This is a genomic window from Cedecea sp. B1(4) (assembly GCF_059414925.1).
In genome coordinates, this window is sequence record NZ_JCAHMZ010000006.1 from 476,315 (window position 1) to 492,903 (window position 16,589).

Annotated in this window: 20 protein-coding genes; 6 read left to right on the plus strand and 14 right to left on the minus strand. The window is 51.7% G+C overall.

All coding sequences use genetic code 11. From position 1 onward, the window contains the following. Positions 1-72: 72 nt before the first annotated feature. Both ftsH and rlmE read right to left on the minus strand, forming a co-directional pair. On the minus strand, positions 73-2,010 hold the full coding sequence (ftsH, locus tag ACR6JA_RS14910; protein WP_166877784.1) for an ATP-dependent zinc metalloprotease FtsH: 1,938 nt from the start codon (positions 2,008-2,010) through the stop codon (positions 73-75). Between the two features lie 56 nt (positions 2,011-2,066). Beyond that, positions 2,067-2,696, minus strand: a complete 630-nt coding sequence (rlmE, locus tag ACR6JA_RS14915) for a 23S rRNA (uridine(2552)-2'-O)-methyltransferase RlmE (protein WP_008454794.1) — start codon at positions 2,694-2,696, stop codon at positions 2,067-2,069. A gap of 126 nt (positions 2,697-2,822) precedes the next feature. Between rlmE and yhbY the strand changes: the two genes are divergently transcribed. Next, positions 2,823-3,116, plus strand: a complete 294-nt coding sequence (gene yhbY / locus ACR6JA_RS14920; protein WP_008454796.1) for a ribosome assembly RNA-binding protein YhbY — start codon at positions 2,823-2,825, stop codon at positions 3,114-3,116. 105 nt (positions 3,117-3,221) lie between these two features. Here the strand turns inward: yhbY and greA are convergent, their stop codons facing one another. Further along, entirely contained in the window at positions 3,222-3,698 is a 477-nt protein-coding gene (gene greA, locus ACR6JA_RS14925; RefSeq protein WP_008454799.1) for a transcription elongation factor GreA, read from the minus strand. A gap of 250 nt (positions 3,699-3,948) precedes the next feature. On the opposite strand from greA, the gene dacB reads away from it, so the two are divergent. From dacB to pmrB, 3 genes are read left to right on the plus strand one after another with little or no spacing between them, the layout of a single operon-like run. Beyond that, a complete protein-coding gene (gene dacB, locus ACR6JA_RS14930; RefSeq protein ID WP_039305873.1) occupies positions 3,949-5,382 on the plus strand; it encodes a serine-type D-Ala-D-Ala carboxypeptidase in 1,434 nt (477 codons plus the stop codon). Positions 5,383-5,384: 2 nt separating this feature from the next. Beyond that, complete coding sequence (gene pmrA / locus ACR6JA_RS14935) at positions 5,385-6,047, plus strand: two-component system response regulator PmrA (protein WP_008454804.1); 663 nt, start codon at positions 5,385-5,387, stop codon at positions 6,045-6,047. Then, entirely contained in the window at positions 6,044-7,099 is a 1,056-nt protein-coding gene (gene pmrB / locus ACR6JA_RS14940; RefSeq protein WP_494493791.1) for a two-component system sensor histidine kinase PmrB, read from the plus strand. Before pmrA ends, pmrB begins: the two co-directional genes overlap by 4 nt. Before the next feature lie 35 nt (positions 7,100-7,134). Here pmrB and cgtA read toward each other — a convergent pair whose 3' ends face one another. The 4 genes from cgtA to rplU all read right to left on the minus strand — a co-directional run bounded on the left by cgtA (position 7,135) and on the right by rplU (position 9,968). Next, positions 7,135-8,307 (minus strand): Obg family GTPase CgtA, encoded by a 1,173-nt coding sequence (gene cgtA / locus ACR6JA_RS14945; RefSeq protein ID WP_008454808.1) that lies wholly within the window; start codon positions 8,305-8,307, stop codon positions 7,135-7,137. Positions 8,308-8,323: 16 nt separating this feature from the next. After that, positions 8,324-9,289, minus strand: a complete 966-nt coding sequence (locus tag ACR6JA_RS14950; RefSeq protein WP_213715447.1) for a DMT family transporter — start codon at positions 9,287-9,289, stop codon at positions 8,324-8,326. Positions 9,290-9,379: 90 nt separating this feature from the next. Next, positions 9,380-9,637 carry a 50S ribosomal protein L27 gene (rpmA, locus tag ACR6JA_RS14955; RefSeq protein WP_007673187.1) on the minus strand — a complete coding sequence of 86 codons (258 nt, stop codon included), beginning with the start codon at positions 9,635-9,637 and terminating at the stop codon, positions 9,380-9,382. Between the two features lie 19 nt (positions 9,638-9,656). Further along, complete coding sequence (gene rplU, locus ACR6JA_RS14960) at positions 9,657-9,968, minus strand: 50S ribosomal protein L21 (RefSeq protein ID WP_008454812.1); 312 nt, start codon at positions 9,966-9,968, stop codon at positions 9,657-9,659. A 260-nt stretch (positions 9,969-10,228) separates the two neighbouring features. Here rplU and ispB point away from each other — a divergent pair, with 260 nt between their 5' ends. Together ispB and sfsB are read left to right on the plus strand one after the other, a co-directional pair. Then, positions 10,229-11,200: an octaprenyl diphosphate synthase gene (ispB, locus tag ACR6JA_RS14965; RefSeq protein ID WP_494493815.1), complete on the plus strand. Its 972-nt coding sequence runs from the start codon at positions 10,229-10,231 to the stop codon at positions 11,198-11,200. A gap of 233 nt (positions 11,201-11,433) precedes the next feature. Further along, positions 11,434-11,697, plus strand: coding sequence for a DNA-binding transcriptional regulator SfsB (gene sfsB, locus ACR6JA_RS14970; protein WP_008454817.1), 264 nt, complete (start codon positions 11,434-11,436; stop codon positions 11,695-11,697). Positions 11,698-11,742: 45 nt separating this feature from the next. Here the strand turns inward: sfsB and murA are convergent, their stop codons facing one another. From murA to mlaF, 7 genes are all read right to left on the minus strand, one after another. Next, a complete protein-coding gene (gene murA / locus ACR6JA_RS14975; protein ID WP_008454818.1) occupies positions 11,743-13,005 on the minus strand; it encodes a UDP-N-acetylglucosamine 1-carboxyvinyltransferase in 1,263 nt (420 codons plus the stop codon). Positions 13,006-13,058: 53 nt separating this feature from the next. Beyond that, positions 13,059-13,313 carry a BolA family iron metabolism protein IbaG gene (gene ibaG, locus ACR6JA_RS14980; RefSeq protein ID WP_008454819.1) on the minus strand — a complete coding sequence of 85 codons (255 nt, stop codon included), beginning with the start codon at positions 13,311-13,313 and terminating at the stop codon, positions 13,059-13,061. 133 nt (positions 13,314-13,446) lie between these two features. Beyond that, complete coding sequence (gene mlaB, locus ACR6JA_RS14985) at positions 13,447-13,749, minus strand: lipid asymmetry maintenance protein MlaB (protein WP_213715445.1); 303 nt, start codon at positions 13,747-13,749, stop codon at positions 13,447-13,449. Continuing rightward, positions 13,749-14,378, minus strand: coding sequence for a phospholipid-binding protein MlaC (gene mlaC / locus ACR6JA_RS14990; protein ID WP_008454821.1), 630 nt, complete (start codon positions 14,376-14,378; stop codon positions 13,749-13,751). Before mlaC ends, mlaB begins: the two co-directional genes overlap by 1 nt. Positions 14,379-14,395: 17 nt before the next feature. Further along, positions 14,396-14,947, minus strand: a complete 552-nt coding sequence (gene mlaD, locus ACR6JA_RS14995; RefSeq protein ID WP_213715444.1) for an outer membrane lipid asymmetry maintenance protein MlaD — start codon at positions 14,945-14,947, stop codon at positions 14,396-14,398. A 4-nt stretch (positions 14,948-14,951) separates the two neighbouring features. After that, the gene (gene mlaE / locus ACR6JA_RS15000) at positions 14,952-15,734 is read right to left on the minus strand and encodes a lipid asymmetry maintenance ABC transporter permease subunit MlaE (protein ID WP_008454823.1); all 783 of its coding nucleotides are present in this window, start codon (positions 15,732-15,734) and stop codon (positions 14,952-14,954) included. A gap of 7 nt (positions 15,735-15,741) precedes the next feature. Further along, a complete protein-coding gene (gene mlaF, locus ACR6JA_RS15005; protein ID WP_008454824.1) occupies positions 15,742-16,557 on the minus strand; it encodes a phospholipid ABC transporter ATP-binding protein MlaF in 816 nt (271 codons plus the stop codon). Positions 16,558-16,589: the final 32 nt, after the last annotated feature.

Sequence of the window (16,589 nt, forward strand, 5' to 3'; positions counted from 1 at the left end):
CTGTACAAAAACAAAAACCCCGGGGCAGGCCCGGGGTTTATAGATTACTGCAAAAACATCTGCGTGAGCGTCTTATTTGTCGCCCAGTTGCTCAGACATCGTGTTGCCCGGATTTGGCGTACGTGGTTCATCAACCGGACGTGGCGCATTCGGGGTACCGTTGTTGTCAGAGTTATTGTTGTTTTTGCTCGCATCTTCCCAACCTGCTGGCGGGCGAACTTCACGGCGCGCCATCAGGTCGTCAATCTGCGGGGCATCGATGGTTTCATACTTCATCAATGCGTCTTTCATGGTGTGCAGAATATCCATGTTCTCATTCAGCAACTGGCGAGCACGAGCATAGTTGCGTTCAATCAGGGATTTAACTTCCTGATCGATGATACGCGCAGTCTCATCAGACATATGCTTCGCTTTTGCCACTGAACGGCCCAGGAATACTTCACCATCTTCTTCAGCATACAGCAGCGGGCCAAGTTTGTCGGAGAAGCCCCACTGGGTCACCATGTTACGAGCCAGGTTAGTCGCCACTTTAATGTCGTTCGACGCACCGGTAGAAACATGTTCTGCCCCGTAGATAATCTCTTCAGCCAGACGGCCGCCATACAGCGTGGAAATCTGACTTTCCAGTTTCTGACGGCTGGCGCTAATTGCGTCGCCTTCAGGTAGGAAGAAGGTCACACCCAGCGCGCGGCCACGAGGGATAATCGTCACCTTATGGACCGGATCGTGCTCCGGTACCAGGCGACCGATAATCGCATGGCCTGCTTCGTGATAAGCGGTCGATTCTTTCTGCGCTTCCGTCATCACCATGGAGCGGCGTTCTGCCCCCATCATGATTTTGTCTTTCGCTTTCTCGAATTCAACCATCGACACCACACGCTTGTTACCGCGAGCAGCAAACAGCGCAGCTTCGTTTACCAGGTTAGCCAAATCGGCACCGGAGAAGCCAGGTGTACCACGAGCGATAATTGCGGCATCGATGTCCGGTGCAAGCGGTACGCGACGCATATGAACTTTCAAGATTTGCTCACGCCCACGAACATCTGGCAGACCGACGACAACCTGACGGTCGAAACGACCAGGACGCAGCAACGCAGGGTCAAGCACGTCAGGACGGTTAGTTGCCGCAATCACGATGATCCCTTCATTACCTTCAAAGCCATCCATTTCAACCAGCATCTGGTTCAGGGTTTGCTCACGTTCGTCGTGACCGCCACCCAAGCCAGCGCCACGCTGACGACCTACGGCATCGATTTCATCGATGAAGATAATACAAGGTGCCGCTTTTTTGGCCTGTTCGAACATGTCACGCACACGGGATGCACCAACACCGACGAACATTTCAACAAAGTCAGAACCGGAAATTGTGAAGAACGGCACTTTCGCTTCGCCAGCAATCGCTTTTGCCAACAGCGTTTTACCCGTACCCGGAGGGCCGACCATCAGGACGCCTTTCGGGATTTTACCGCCCAGTTTCTGGAAGCGGCTCGGCTCACGGAGGTATTCAACCAGCTCACCCACCTCTTCTTTCGCTTCATCACAGCCAGCGACGTCAGCAAAGGTGGTTTTGATTTGGTCTTCCGTTAGCATGCGCGCCTTGCTCTTACCGAACGACATGGCACCTTTACCACCGCCGCCCTGCATTTGACGCATAAAGAAGATCCAGACCCCAATCAGCAGCAGCATTGGGAACCAGGAAATGAAGATAGTTGCCAGCAGACTCTGCTCTTCAGGCGGTTCGCCCACAACTTTCACGTTCTTGGTAATCAGATTATCAAGCAGCTTGGGATCATTAACGGGGATGTAAGTCGTGTATCGGTTACTATCTTTCTTGGTAACGTTGATTTCACGTCCGTTGATGCGCGCTTCGCGAACCTGGTCCTGATTAACTTCAGACAGGAAAGTGGAGTAATCCACCCTACGGCCATTTGACTCGCTGGGCCCAAAGCTCTGGAATACAGACATTAGCACAACGGCAATGACCAGCCAGAGTATTAGGTTTTTCGCCATGTCACTCAAGGGATTAACCTCATATTACAACTGTGTTAACAAACAGCGTCAGGGTACTATAGTTTGCGCCCGGTCGCTACAATGTACACTTCACGTGAGCGGGCACGAGAAGAGTCCGGTTTACGAACTTTAACCGTCGTAAACAGGGAGCGAATTTCTCGCAGGTATTCATCGAAACCTTCGCCCTGAAACACTTTCACTACAAAACTACCGCCCGGCGCCAGCACGTCCCGACACATTTCCAGTGCCAGTTCAACCAAGTACATAGCGCGGGGAATATCGACTGCCGGTGTCCCGCTCATGTTTGGCGCCATATCTGACATGACAACCTGCACTTTACTGTCACCAACACGTTCCAGCAGGGCCTTGACGACTAATTCATCACGAAAATCGCCCTGAAGGAAGTCCACACCAACGATAGGATCCATTGGTAAAAGATCGCAAGCGATGATTCGCCCCTGATTCCCGATTTGCGTCACGACATATTGTGACCACCCGCCAGGTGCAGCACCAAGATCAACAATAGTCATTCCTGGCTTAAAAAGTTTGTCACTTTGCTGTATTTCATCAAGTTTAAACCAGGCACGGGACCGCAACCCCTTTTTCTGTGCCTGTTGAACATATTTATCGCTAAAGTGTTCCTGCAGCCAGCGACTGGAGCTGGCAGAACGCTTCTTACCTGTCATCTCAATATCCAACTTTGTTCATCGTGAATAGCAGGCTAACTAACAATCAGCACAGCCGATTTGGCGATACACTGGAGATGGCGGTAGAATGAACCGTTTTCAATCCCAACGTAAGCAAAAAATACGATGAATCTGAGTACTAAACAAAAACAGCACCTAAAAGGTCTGGCCCATCCGCTCAAGCCGGTGGTTATGCTTGGCAATAATGGTTTGACCGAAGGGGTACTGGCCGAGATTGAACAAGCGCTTGAGCACCATGAATTAATCAAGGTGAAGATCGCAACGGAAGATCGCGAAACCAAAACCTTAATTGTGGATGCCATCGTGCGGGAAACCGGCGCCTGTAATGTACAGGTCATCGGTAAAACGCTGGTGCTCTACCGCCCTTCTAAAGAGCGTAAGATTTCTCTGCCGAAATAAGCAGAGGTGTGCAAAATGCCACGCTATGTTCGTTGATAAAAGGCCGCTATGCGGCCTTTTTCTTTTCTTTACAATACGCCAACCCTTTAGCCAGCGTAGTAAAAATTACAAATATTCTACTTTTAAGATTTCGAATTCGACATCACCGCCCGGCGTGCGAATTACGACAACATCGTCGCATTCCTTGCCCACAAGACCGCGAGCAATAGGCGAGTTTACAGAAATAAGATTCTTTTTAAAATCAGCCTCATCGTCGCCAACGATGCGATAAGTAAGCTCTTCATCACTGTCCAGGTTCAATACTGTTACGGTAGTACCAAAGATCACACGGCCGTTATTTGGCATTCTTGTGACGTCGATCACCTGAGCATTAGAAAGCTTCGCTTCGATATCCTGGATGCGGCCTTCGCAAAAACCCTGCTGCTCACGCGCGGCATGATATTCAGCGTTTTCTTTCAGATCGCCATGCTCGCGAGCTTCAGCAATCGCAGCAATGATTTCAGGGCGACGAACGGACTTCAGGAAATCCAGTTCTTCACGGAGTTGTTCAGCGCCACGTAAGGTCATCGGAATAGGTTGCATTTGTTATACCTCTTAAAATCAGTCCTCTGCAGCAGGGTAAACACCGTGCTGGCTTAAGAGCATGGCCGGTAACGCAAGTCTCTCCGGCAACAAATAAAAGAAAACCGACCCGGGGTGATGACTCCAGGTCAGTAACAGTTTTCAAATTGACCGGTATTTTACCCTGGAGTTCCCTGAGGGTCATCGTTTACTTTGCACCATAATGCACCGTAGTATGGCGGTCACGTTTCCAGGCCGTTACCGCGAGATTATGCGATTTTTGAGATTTGTCATTGGGTTGACCGCTGCCGTAGCCATCAATGTTCAGGCTGCGAACGTTGAAGAGTACACCTCCCAGTTGCCTGACGGGGCGAACCTGGCACTGATGGTACAAAAAGTCGGTGCGACAAGCCCGTTCATTGATTATCACAGCCAACAAATGGCTCTGCCTGCCAGTACGCAGAAAGTGATTACGGCGCTAGCGGCGCTCCTTCAGTTGGGCCCGGATTTTCGTTTTACCACCACGCTGGAAAGCCGTGCTCAAATCGATAATGGCGTACTTAACGGCGATCTTATCGCTCGTTTCGGCGGGGATCCTACGCTAAAGCGTCAGGATATTCGCAACATGGTTGCCGAATTAAAAAAAGCGGGCGTCCAACAGATTAAGGGCAACGTGCTGGTCGACACGTCTATTTTCGCCAGCCACGATAAAGCACCGGGCTGGCCGTGGAACGACATGACACAGTGCTTCAGCGCACCACCCGCCGCCGCCATCGTGGACCGTAACTGCTTCTCTATTTCCTTATACAGCGCCCCAAAAGCTGACGATTTAGCCTATATCCGCATTGCTTCTTACTATCCGGTCGTGATGTTTAGTCAGGTCAGAACGCTCGCCAAAGGTTCTCCTGACGCCCAATACTGCGAACTGGATGTTGTCCCGGGCGATCTCAACCGCTATACGCTTACCGGTTGTCTTACACAACGTGCCGATCCGCTGCCCTTAGCCTTTGCCATTCAGGATGGTGCAAGCTATGCAGGTGCCATCATTAAAGATGAACTGAAGCAGGCAGGGATCAGCTACAGCGGAACACTGCTGCGCCAGACTCAACCCAACGAACCGGGCACGGTGATAGCCAGCAAACAGTCAGCCCCGTTGCATGACCTGCTTAAAATCATGCTCAAGAAATCCGATAACATGATTGCCGATACCGTATTCAGGACCATCGGACATAACCGGCTGGGTGTTCCTGGCACCTGGCGGGCAGGTGCTGATGCTGTACGCCAGATATTGCGCCAAAAAGCGGGCGTAGATTTGGGGAACAGTATTGTCGTCGATGGCTCAGGCCTTTCGCGTCATAACCTGATTTCACCGGCCACAATGATGCAGGTGCTGCAATACATCGCGCAGAACGATAATCAGCTAAACTTTATCTCTATGCTGCCGCTCGCGGGCTACGATGGCTCTCTGCAGTATCGTGCCGGCCTACATCAGGCAGGCGTGGATGGGAAAGTGTCGGCGAAAACAGGTTCGTTGCAGGGTGTATATAATCTGGCTGGCTTCATCACCACGGCAAGCGGACAGCGCATGGCCTTTGTGCAGTATCTCTCTGGTTATGCCGTTGAACCAGCGGACCAGCGTAATCGCCGCATCCCGTTAGTGCGCTTCGAAAGCCGACTGTACAAAGACATTTACCAGAATAACTAGTTATGAAACTGCTTATTGTTGAAGACGATTTACTGTTACAGGAAGGTCTTGCGCTGGCATTAGGTGGGGAAGGCTACGCGCTGGACTGCGCCGCGACGGCTGCGGAGGCTGATGCCTTGCTGCAAAGCGGTGAATACAGCCTGATTATTCTCGACCTCGGGCTCCCGGACAAAGACGGTGCCACGCTGTTGAGTCAATGGCGTCGGCGTGGGGTAAAAAATCCGGTGCTTATCCTGACGGCTCGTGACGCGCTTGAAGACAGAGTAAATGGTCTGGACTCCGGCGCGGATGATTATCTGGTTAAGCCTTTTGCGCTTGCAGAACTGCAGGCGCGTGCGAGAGCGCTGATCCGTCGCTACCAGGGACACAGCGACAATCTGCTTCAGGAAGACGATTTAACCCTCAATTTGCAGACTCAGCAGGTGCTGCTCGCCAATCAGGCCGTAGAAATTACGCCCAAAGAGTTCGCTCTTCTGACACGCCTGATGATGCGAATCGGCCAGACGGTCCACCGTGAAACGCTACAGCAGGATATTTACAGCTGGCAGGACGATCCTGGCTCCAACACCCTTGAAGTGCACATTCACAACCTACGCCGAAAATTAGGCAAAGACAGAATCAAAACCGTACGCGGCGTTGGCTACCGGCTGGAAAGCCGCTCATGAGCAGCATGCGCCGGCGCCTGATGATCCTGCTGGCGCTTATTCTCCTTTTCTTCCAGTTGATTAGCGTTGTCTGGCTGTGGCATGAAAGCCGTGAGCAGATTGGTTTTTTGGTGAGTGAAACGCTCTCCGCAAAAGCCCGAAACCAGCAGGTCGAAAAAGAAATTCGTGAAGCGATTGCTTCCCTGTTGGTGCCTTCTCTGGTCATGGTTGCCTTTACGCTGTTTTTCTCTTTCTGGGCAATTACCTGGATAACCCGCCCGCTGAATCAGCTGCGTTCAAGCCTGGCTAACCGCTCAGCCGACAACCTCACTCCCCTGCCTATGTTTTCCGACATGGACGAAATGGTAGCCGTAACCAATTCCCTCAACCAGCTGCTTGGCCGGCTGGATCATACGATTCAACAGGAGCGCTTATTCACTGCCGATGCGGCCCATGAACTGAGAACACCGCTTGCTGGTCTCAGGTTACATCTGGAATTGATGGTAAAAAATGGGGTAGCGCAGGCCCCTATGCTGCTAACACGTATCGATCAGCTTATGCATACCATTGAACAGCTCCTGATGCTTTCGCGCGCCGGGCAAGCTCTGGCCAGTGGGCATTACAATACGCTGGTCTGGAGTGACGACATCATTGCGCCGCTTAAAATGGAAATGGAAGAGTTGGCGGCACAGCGCTCGCAAAAGCTAATCTGGCCTGCAGCATCCGCTCTGACCGTGCAAGGTGATGCCGTGCTGCTGCGTTTAATGTTGCGTAACCTGCTGGAAAATGCCTCCCGCTATAGCCCGGAAAAAGGCGAAATTCATATAGCATTGACGGAAAAAGAGGGTGGAACGCTCTTGAGCGTGGCCGACAGCGGCCCGGGCATTAAAAACGAATATCTTCAACAAATCACCGAGCCCTTCAGGCGTATGGATCAACGCTATGGCGGTAGCGGACTCGGTCTGAACATTGTGCAGCGGATTGTTCAACTTCACCATGGCCGCCTGGCGTTGGGCAATCGTGCGGAAGGCGGCTTGCAGGCTGACTGCTGGCTTCCGAACAGCATCCAATAAAAAAGGCCGGGAGCACCGGCCTTCTTCGTTGAAGCTTACTTCTGGTAGATAATTTCGACGCCTTCGTCGTCTTCATCATCCCAGTCGTCATCCCAGTCTTCTTCTGCTTCAGCTTCCATTTCATCGAGCTGCTGGCGATGGTAATCATCCCACATAAACTCGACTTTCTCTGGCTGCTTAGCGACCTCAGCCGCCGTAATCGGGTTCTCGATGATAAAGGTCATCACATCCCAGCAGAGATCTTTCACGCCCATCTGACTGGCAGCGGAGATCAGGTAGTATTTATCTTCCCAACCAAGCGCTTCGGCAATGGCTTTCGCTTTTTCTTCGGCCTGCGCTTTATCCATCAGGTCGATTTTGTTAAACACGAGCCAGCGAGGTTTTGACGCCAGGCTTTCGCTGTATTTCTCCAGTTCGCCAACGATGATGCGGGCGTTTTCAACCGGGTCAGAGCCATCGATAGGCTCAATGTCAATGAGATGCAGCAATACGCGGCAGCGCTCAAGGTGCTTAAGGAAGCGAATGCCCAGACCAGCGCCGTCAGCTGCGCCCTCGATAAGCCCCGGGATATCCGCGACAACGAAGCTCTTTTCATTGTCCATACGAACAACGCCCAGGCTTGGCACTAGCGTAGTAAACGGATAATCAGCCACTTTTGGCTTCGCTGCAGATACCGCACGGATAAAGGTAGATTTACCCGCATTTGGCATACCCAGCATACCGACATCGGCCAGCAGCATCAGCTCTAGCTGCAGATCGCGTTTTTCACCCGGAGTACCCATCGTTTTCTGACGTGGGGTACGGTTTACGGAGGATTTAAAACGGGTATTACCCAGACCGTGCCAGCCGCCTTTGGCAACCATCAGCTTTTGACCATGCTGCGTCATATCGCCCATGGTTTCACCGGTGCCCTGATCGATCACTCGGGTACCCACTGGTACCTTTACAGTGACGTCATGCCCACGTTTACCGGTACAATCGCGGCTTTGGCCGTTCTGGCCACGCTCTGCGCGGAAGGCCTTTTCAAAACGATAATCGATAAGCGTATTCAGGTTCTCGTCGGCTTCAAGCCATACGTCACCACCGTCACCACCATCACCACCGTCCGGGCCGCCTCTCGGGATATATTTTTCACGACGGAAGCTAACGCAGCCGTTACCGCCATCACCTGCTACGACCAGGATCGTTGCTTCATCAACAAACTTCATCTTACTTCTCCGTAAATCATTCGCCCGAACGCTGCACCGGCGTGACCGTTTCGGTTTTATGCCAGCGCCCCCAAAGGCGGTGGCCAATCGCGGAATACATCGCACCAGCCACAACCACGAGAGCCCCGATATAACCCACAAGGTTAAGCATCGGTATGGCGAAATACTCGGGCCAGGCCTGAGACAGCAGGTCTGAGAACAGCAACGTAAATAACGGGGTTAGCGTAATGATGGCGCTAACCTGGGAGGCCTGCCAGCGCGCCATCGCCTCAGCGAGCGCGCCATAGCCTACCAGCGTATTCAGACCGCAGAAAACCAGACATGCCAGTTGCCAGCTACTGAGCTGGAAAATCACACCAGGTTTTGCCAGCGGCAAAAGTGCAATAGTACATAAAGTGTACAACAAAAAGAGGATCTGCTGTGAGGCTAACCGGCGTAATAACACTTTCTGCGCCACACCATAGCTGACCCAAACCGTTGCCGCCAGCACGCCGAAGATAACACCAAGGGTGTAATCCGTCAGGCGGGTAAAAATCTCTACAAGACTGGTGTTGAAGAACATCACCAGACCACACAAGAGCATCATGGCACCAATAATCTGCGTGCCACGCATTCTCTCTTTTAGCACGACTACGCTCGCCACCATCATCCCGACAGGAGAAAGCTGGCCAATAACCTGAGACGCAGTAGGGCTTAAATACTGCAGGGAAGAACTAAAGAGCAGAAAGTTGCCAAATAATCCCCCAGTGGCGATCGCTAACAACACTAGCCATCGGGGCTTACGGAACATTCTGAGCGGCGGTAATTTCCCCCGAATCGAAAGGAAAATACCCAGGCCAATACTGGCCATCAGAAATCGATAAAATACCACGGTCGGTGGCGCCATCACCGGAAGCACCTGCTTCATCGCTATGGGTAACGCCCCCCAGCACATCGCCGTGGTTAACGCTAAAAGAATACCGATTCCCGCCTGCTGCCCCATGCCCATTCCCTGTCTTAATTTACCAGGCGTACAATGTAAAAAGCCCCGCAACACGTTGCGGGGCTTTCATCCGTTACCGGACCGAAAAACTTACTCAGCAACGATGCTGATGTATTTACGATTGTTCGGGCCTTTAACTTCGAATTTCACTTTACCGTCTGCTTTAGCAAACAGGGTGTGGTCACGACCACAACCTACATTGTTGCCAGCGTGGAATTTGGTACCACGTTGACGAACGATGATGCTACCAGCCAGTACAGTTTCACCACCAAAGCGTTTTACACCCAGGCGTTTTGCTTCTGAATCGCGACCGTTACGAGTTGAGCCGCCAGCCTTTTTATGTGCCATTTAATCTACTCCTCAGGTCTTAGGCGCTGATGCCAGTGATTTTCACATCAGTGAACCACTGACGGTGGCCCGCTTGCTTACGATAGTGTTTACGGCGACGGAACTTAACGATTTTAACTTTCTCGCCACGACCGTGAGCAACGACTTCAGCTTTAATAACGCCACCATCGACGAAAGGAACGCCGATTTTGACTTCTTCACCGTTTGCGATCATCAGAACTTCAGCGAACTCAACAGTTTCGCCAGTTGCGATGTCCAGCTTTTCCAGGCGAACGGTCTGACCTTCGCTTACTCGGTGTTGTTTACCACCACTTTGGAAAACCGCGTACATATAAAACTCCGCTTTCCGCGCTTACCTTACATAGGTTTCAGGTAGCGCTATAAATATTCACAATAGGGCGCGAATATTACGCAAATCGTGAGGGTTTGACAAGCCCGATCGTCAATTACCGTAGAAAAAAAACGCAACAGCACACACACCGTTTATCTGCCTCGTTTTTTCAGTACAATCTGTACTACAGTATCGAACCTCAACCCTCTCGTTATGCCATATGGATATGGAATAAACAGGACGAAAGCCAGACTTTTGCGATGAATTTAGAAAAAATTAATGAGTTAACCGCGCAAGATATGGCGGGTGTCAATGCGACAATCCTTGAGCAATTGAATTCCGATGTTCAACTGATCAACCAGTTGGGCTACTACATCGTCAGCGGTGGCGGTAAACGTATCCGCCCAATGATTGCCGTGCTTGCCGCGCGGGCACTTGCTTACGACGGGCAAGCGCATGTCAAAATTGCAGCGCTGATCGAATTTATACATACCGCCACGCTACTGCATGATGACGTCGTGGACGAATCAGATATGCGTCGGGGTAAAGCTACAGCCAATGCCGCTTTCGGCAACGCAGCGAGCGTTTTGGTCGGTGATTTCATCTATACGCGAGCATTCCAGATGATGACCAGCCTCGGTTCGCTGAAAGTGCTGGAGGTGATGTCAGAGGCCGTAAACGTTATCGCTGAGGGCGAAGTGCTACAGCTGATGAACTGTAATGACCCAGACATTACTGAAGAAAGCTATATGCGGGTCATTTACAGCAAAACGGCCCGCCTGTTTGAAGCTGCGGCTCAATGCTCGGGAATTCTGGCAGGCGCAACGGAGATTCAGGAAAAAGCGCTGCAGGATTATGGGCGCTACCTGGGTACTGCGTTCCAGCTCATTGATGATCTGCTGGATTACAGCTCAGATGGGCAAACGCTGGGTAAAAATGTCGGCGATGATCTGAACGAAGGCAAACCGACGCTGCCGCTGTTACACGCCATGCGCAACGGCTCACCAGAGCAGGCTCAGATGATTCGTGAAGCGATCGAACAGGGAAATGGCCGTCATTTACTGGATCCCGTACTGAGAGCTATGTCGGATTGCGGTTCTCTGGAATGGACTCGTCAACGCGCCGAAGAAGAGGCAGATAAAGCGATCGATGCCCTTTCAGTGCTGCCTGATACTCCTTACCGTGAAGCGCTAATTTCTTTGGCGCACATGTCCGTTCAACGCGACCACTAACATCGACTTTAGCGCGCCAGTTGGCGCGCTAAAGTTTCCAGTAAAACAGATCCTCACCCCTTCCCTCTTTCCTGAATATTTCATTCTCACTAGCTTTCATAATATTTGCGGATGAAAACACAGAATCTATTATTCCTTGCACTTACTGGAATCATTTGGAAATTTTTATGTTATAAATTTCCTGTGCCATCGCTCAGCTCAGAGCAGGATTAGTAAGATCACAGGGAGAGATTATGGAAAATCAATTTGTGGACTGGCATCCGGCGGACATTATTGCCGGACTGCGAAAAAAGAAAACGTCGCTTGCCGCCTTATCACGCCAGTCAGGTTTAAGCTCATCAACGCTCGCCAATGCGTTGTCTCGCCCCTGGCCCAAAGGGGAGTTTATTATCGCTAAGGCTTTAGGTGTCGCACCGCAGGTTATCTGGCCTTCACGCTACCACGACCCGGTGACACGTGAGTTTATCGACCGAACACGGAAGATCCGGCAGCTATAAAAAAGCCGGGGCATGCCCCGGCAATCCGTCATTAAGGGAGGATGTTTACTCGCTTCCCTTGACGCGGTCGATCTTAGCCCCCAGCGCCTGAAGCTTATCTTCAATGCGCTCATAGCCGCGATCAATGTGGTAAATACGATCCACTATCGTTGTCCCTTCTGCGATACAGCCCGCCAGAACCAGACTTGCAGACGCACGAAGATCGGTTGCCATTACCTGAGCGCCGGAAAGCTTTTCGACACCGTGGCAGATAACTGTATTGCTTTCGATCTCAGCATGCGCACCCATACGGATTAATTCAGGCACATGCATGAAGCGGTTTTCAAAGATAGTTTCGGTGATAACGCCCGTCCCTTCCGCCACCAGGTTCAGCAGGGTGAATTGCGCCTGCATATCGGTAGGGAAACCTGGATGCGGAGCAGTACGCACCGTTACGCCTTTTGGACGTTGGCCATGCATATCAAGGCTGATCCAGTCTTTACCCGTTTCAACTTCCGCGCCAGCTTCACGCAGCTTCGCCAGAACAGCATCCAGAGTATCCGGCTGCGCGTTACGGCAAAGAATTTTACCGCCAGAGATTGCCGCAGCCACCAGGAACGTCCCGGTTTCAATACGGTCAGGCAGCACGCGATAAACACCCCCGCCCAAACGAGCAACGCCTTCGATAGTAATACGATCGGTGCCCGCACCGCTGATCTTCGCGCCCAGGGTGTTAAGGAAGTTCGCAGTATCGACGATCTCCGGTTCACGGGCAGCGTTTTCAATGATCGTTTTGCCTTCCGCAAGCGTGGCCGCACTCATGATGGTCACGGTTGCACCCACGCTGACCTTATCCATCACGATATGAGCACCTTTGAGGCGGCCATTTACCGACGCCTTAACGTAGCCTTCTTCGAGCTTAATCTCCGCACCCAGCTGCTCCAGACCAGTAATGTGCAAATCCACCGGACGAGCGCCAATGGCACAACCACCAGGCAGAGAAACCTGCCCCTGGCCAAAGCGAGCAACCAGTGGCCCTAGCGCCCAAATAGATGCTCGCATGGTTTTCACCAGGTCATATGGCGCACAGAAAATATTTACGCCGCTGGCGTCAATGTAGACGGAACCGTTGCGCTCAACTTTGGTACCCAGCTGGCTCAGCAGCTTCATCGTGGTATCAATGTCTTTCAGTTTTGGAACGTTCTGAATCTCTACCGGCTCTTCCGCCAGAAGCGCGGCGAAGAGGATTGGCAGCGCGGCGTTTTTAGCCCCTGAGATTGTGACTTCTCCACTCAGGCGGGTAGGGCCCTGCACACGAAATTTATCCATTGAAACTGCTCTCTTTTAAATTCAAAACGTTATCACCAGCCTGAGCCGATGATTCAAAAACCATTCAGTTTACGATCGCGCGCCCACTCTTCCGGCGTATAGGTCTTAATAGACACAGCATGCATGCGATTATCCGCGATAAATTCCATCAGCGGGGCATACACGGTTTGCTGTTTTTTGACGCGACTTAACTCGGCGAATAACTCACCCACCGCTATCACCTGAAAGTGGCTGCCATCGCCTGAGACGTGGACTTCCTGGAGGGGCAGTGCGTTCATCAGCACTGTCTGAATTTCATGATTTTCCATGGGGTATCTATTCGTCGATTAATAAATGATGAAATAAGCCACACATCTTAGAGGAAAGTGGCGTCCGCTTAAATAAGCAAAAAGCCCCAGAACTTAACAGTTCGAGGGCTTTGAAAGTAACGTGCTGAAATCATTAGCCTGCCAGATGTGGCAATAGCGCCTCTGGCAGATTGTAGAGTTGAGCCAGCGTGCGCAAATTATCAGTAGCGCCCCTAAGCTCAATCTTGTTCCCCTGACGAGCCACGATGGCGGTCAGATGAATAAGCAACGCCAGCCCGGCGGTATCAACGCGAGTTAAGCCACTTAGCTCAAAGAGATTGATACCCGCGACCACTTTCTCACGCTGCTGCCAAAGCGAATTAACAGTGCCGCCATCCAGCTCTCCGAAGAAATGCAGCGTTGCACCGTCCTGCTTCCAGCTTAGTTCTTCCGCCATTACTTTTTACTGTCCAGGGTAATTGGCTGTTTCGAAATCGACTGCAGCTGCGCGGTCAAACCATCGATACCTTTCGTACGGAGCAGGTCGCTCCACTCGTTTTGTTTGGTGGTGATCATGCTGATCCCTTCGGCAATCATATCGTATGCCTGCCAGTTCCCAGTTTGGCTATTTTTACGCCATTGGAAATCAAGACGCACTGGTGGACGTCCATTTGGATCGATTATCGTCACACGGATCGCCACAATATCGGCATTGCCAAGAGGTTGCTCAGGGGCGATTTGATAAGTCTGCCCGTGATACAGCGCCAGCGCCTGACCATAGGCCTGTTTCAGGTACTCTTCAAAAGCCTTGAAGTAAGCGTCACGCTGCGCAGGCGTGGCATCTTTGTAGTAACGCCCTAACACCAGCGCCCCCGCGTATTTTACCTGAACATAAGGCAGCAGTTCCTGGCCGACGATATCTCGCAGATAATTTGGGTTCTGTCGAATTTGAGGCTGCTCGTTTTTCAGGCGATCAAAGGTCTTCTGCGCCGCCTCATTCATTAATTTGTAAGGGTTGGTCTGGTCTGCCGCCATCGCAAACGGGGCGATAACCAGCATAGCTACCATCATAAGACGCTTAAACATCACTCGTTCCTCTTAAATTAATTCGTAGTACCTGACTGCGGTGCGGCATCAGTATGGCCTGCAGGATGTGATTCGGCATCGCCGGAATTCTTATTGTCGCCGTTGCCGCTCTTGTAAAGGAACTGACCTATCAGATCCTCAAGAACCAAAGCAGATTTCGTATCCTGAATGGTACTGCCATCTTTCAGCATAGATGATCCCAGTTCCGGGTCGTCAAAGCCGAGGTTAAGAGCAATATATTGCTCACCCAACAAGCCAGACGTGCGAATCGCCAGAGAGCTGGTATCCGGAATCTGGTTGTAGCGCTGTTCAATGTCCAGCGTTACGCGAGGCAAATAGGTTTTCGGGTCAAGAGCGATACCATCAACTCGACCAATAACAACACCACCAAGACGAACTGGCGAACTCATTTTCAGACCACCGATGTTGTCGAAGGTGGCATATACCCGATAAGTCGGTTCGCTGCGCAGAGAGGTAACATTCGCCACTTTCAGGCAGAGAAAAATAATAGCGACCAGCGCGACCAGCAGAAAAGCACCAACCCAAACTTCAAATTTCTTTGTTTGCATGAACTCAATTCCCAAACATCAGTGCTGTCAGCACAAAATCGAGGCCCAAAACGGCCAGAGAAGCGTGCACAACGGTGCGCGTGGTTGCCCGGCTAATCCCGGCAGAAGTCGGAATAGCATCGTACCCGTTGAATAACGCAATCCACGTTACGGTAATGGCGAAGACTACGCTTTTAATCACGCAGTTAACCAAATCCAGCCGCCATGAGACCGCATTTTGCATTGCCGACCAGAAGAAACCGGCATCAATGCCTTTCCAGTTCACGCCCACCAGAGCACCACCCCAAACGCCCACGGCAACGAAGATAAGCGTCAGAAGCGGCAGCGAGATGACCCCAGCCCAAAATCGCGGTGAAACGACGCGGCGCAGCGGATCGACAGCCATCATCTCCATACTGGACAGCTGTTCAGTCGCACGCATCAGGCCAATTTCAGCGGTTAAAGCAGAACCAGCACGCCCGGCAAACAGTAGCGCGGCAACAACCGGGCCAAGTTCACGGAGCAGTGAAAGCGCCACCAGCATGCCGAGACTCGACTCAGCGCTGTAAGTCGTCAGCACCAGATAGCCCTGTAAGCCAAGCACCATCCCGATGAACAGGCCGGAAACCATAATGATCAACATCGACAGTACGCCGACATTATAAAGCTGACGAACCAGCAACGGCGCATGCTTGCGAAACTCCGGTTTCCCTACCAGCGCGTTGAATAACATCAGTCCGGCACGTCCAAACGAAGCGCAAGTTTTTATCCCGCGTCTCCCGAGAGATGCCAGTGCATTTAGCAGCATGAGCAGTTTAGCTCCTCGTTCCAGGTAATAAATCTTGTTGATAATCCCCGGCTGGATAACGGAATGGCACCGGGCCATCCGCGATCCCATCAAGGAACTGTCTAACGCGTGGATCGTGGTTTTCACGCAGTTCCGCCGGGCTACCTTGAGCAACAATGTGCTGATCGGCAGCAATATAAGCGTAATCCGCGATGCTTAATACTTCTGGTACATCGTGTGATACCACAATGCAGGTGACGCCAAGAGCGCTGTTAAGTTCTGAAATAAGCTTAACCAGCACGCCCATGGTAATGGGATCCTGTCCGACGAAAGGTTCATCAAACATAATCAAGTCTGGCTCAAGCGCTATAGCACGGGCCAACGCCGCGCGGCGCGCCATCCCGCCAGATAATTCAGAAGGCATAAGATTAGCCGCCCCGCGAAGCCCCACGGCTTCAAGTTTCATCATCACCGTGCTGTGCAATAGCGGTTCTGGTAACTGAAGATGTTCACGCAGTGGATAAGCCACGTTTTCAAACACATTAAGATCGGTAAATAAGGCGCCGGATTGGAACAGCATACTCATGCGTTTACGCACGGTAAAAAGCCGTGAGCGCGACATCGACGGTACGTTCTCACCATCAAAAAGGATCTCGCCGCTGTCCGGCTGGATCTGCCCACCGATAAGCTTCAATAGCGTAGTTTTACCGATCCCCGATGGCCCCATGATCGCCGTCACCTTGCCGCGTGGTACCGTCAGCGAAATATTCTCGAAGATCTGGCGCTCGCCGCGAGAGAAACTCATCCCACGGATCTCAACCAGATTGGCTTCTGTCTGACTCATCGCCCTTCCTTTTTTATGTTTGCCGGCAAGCA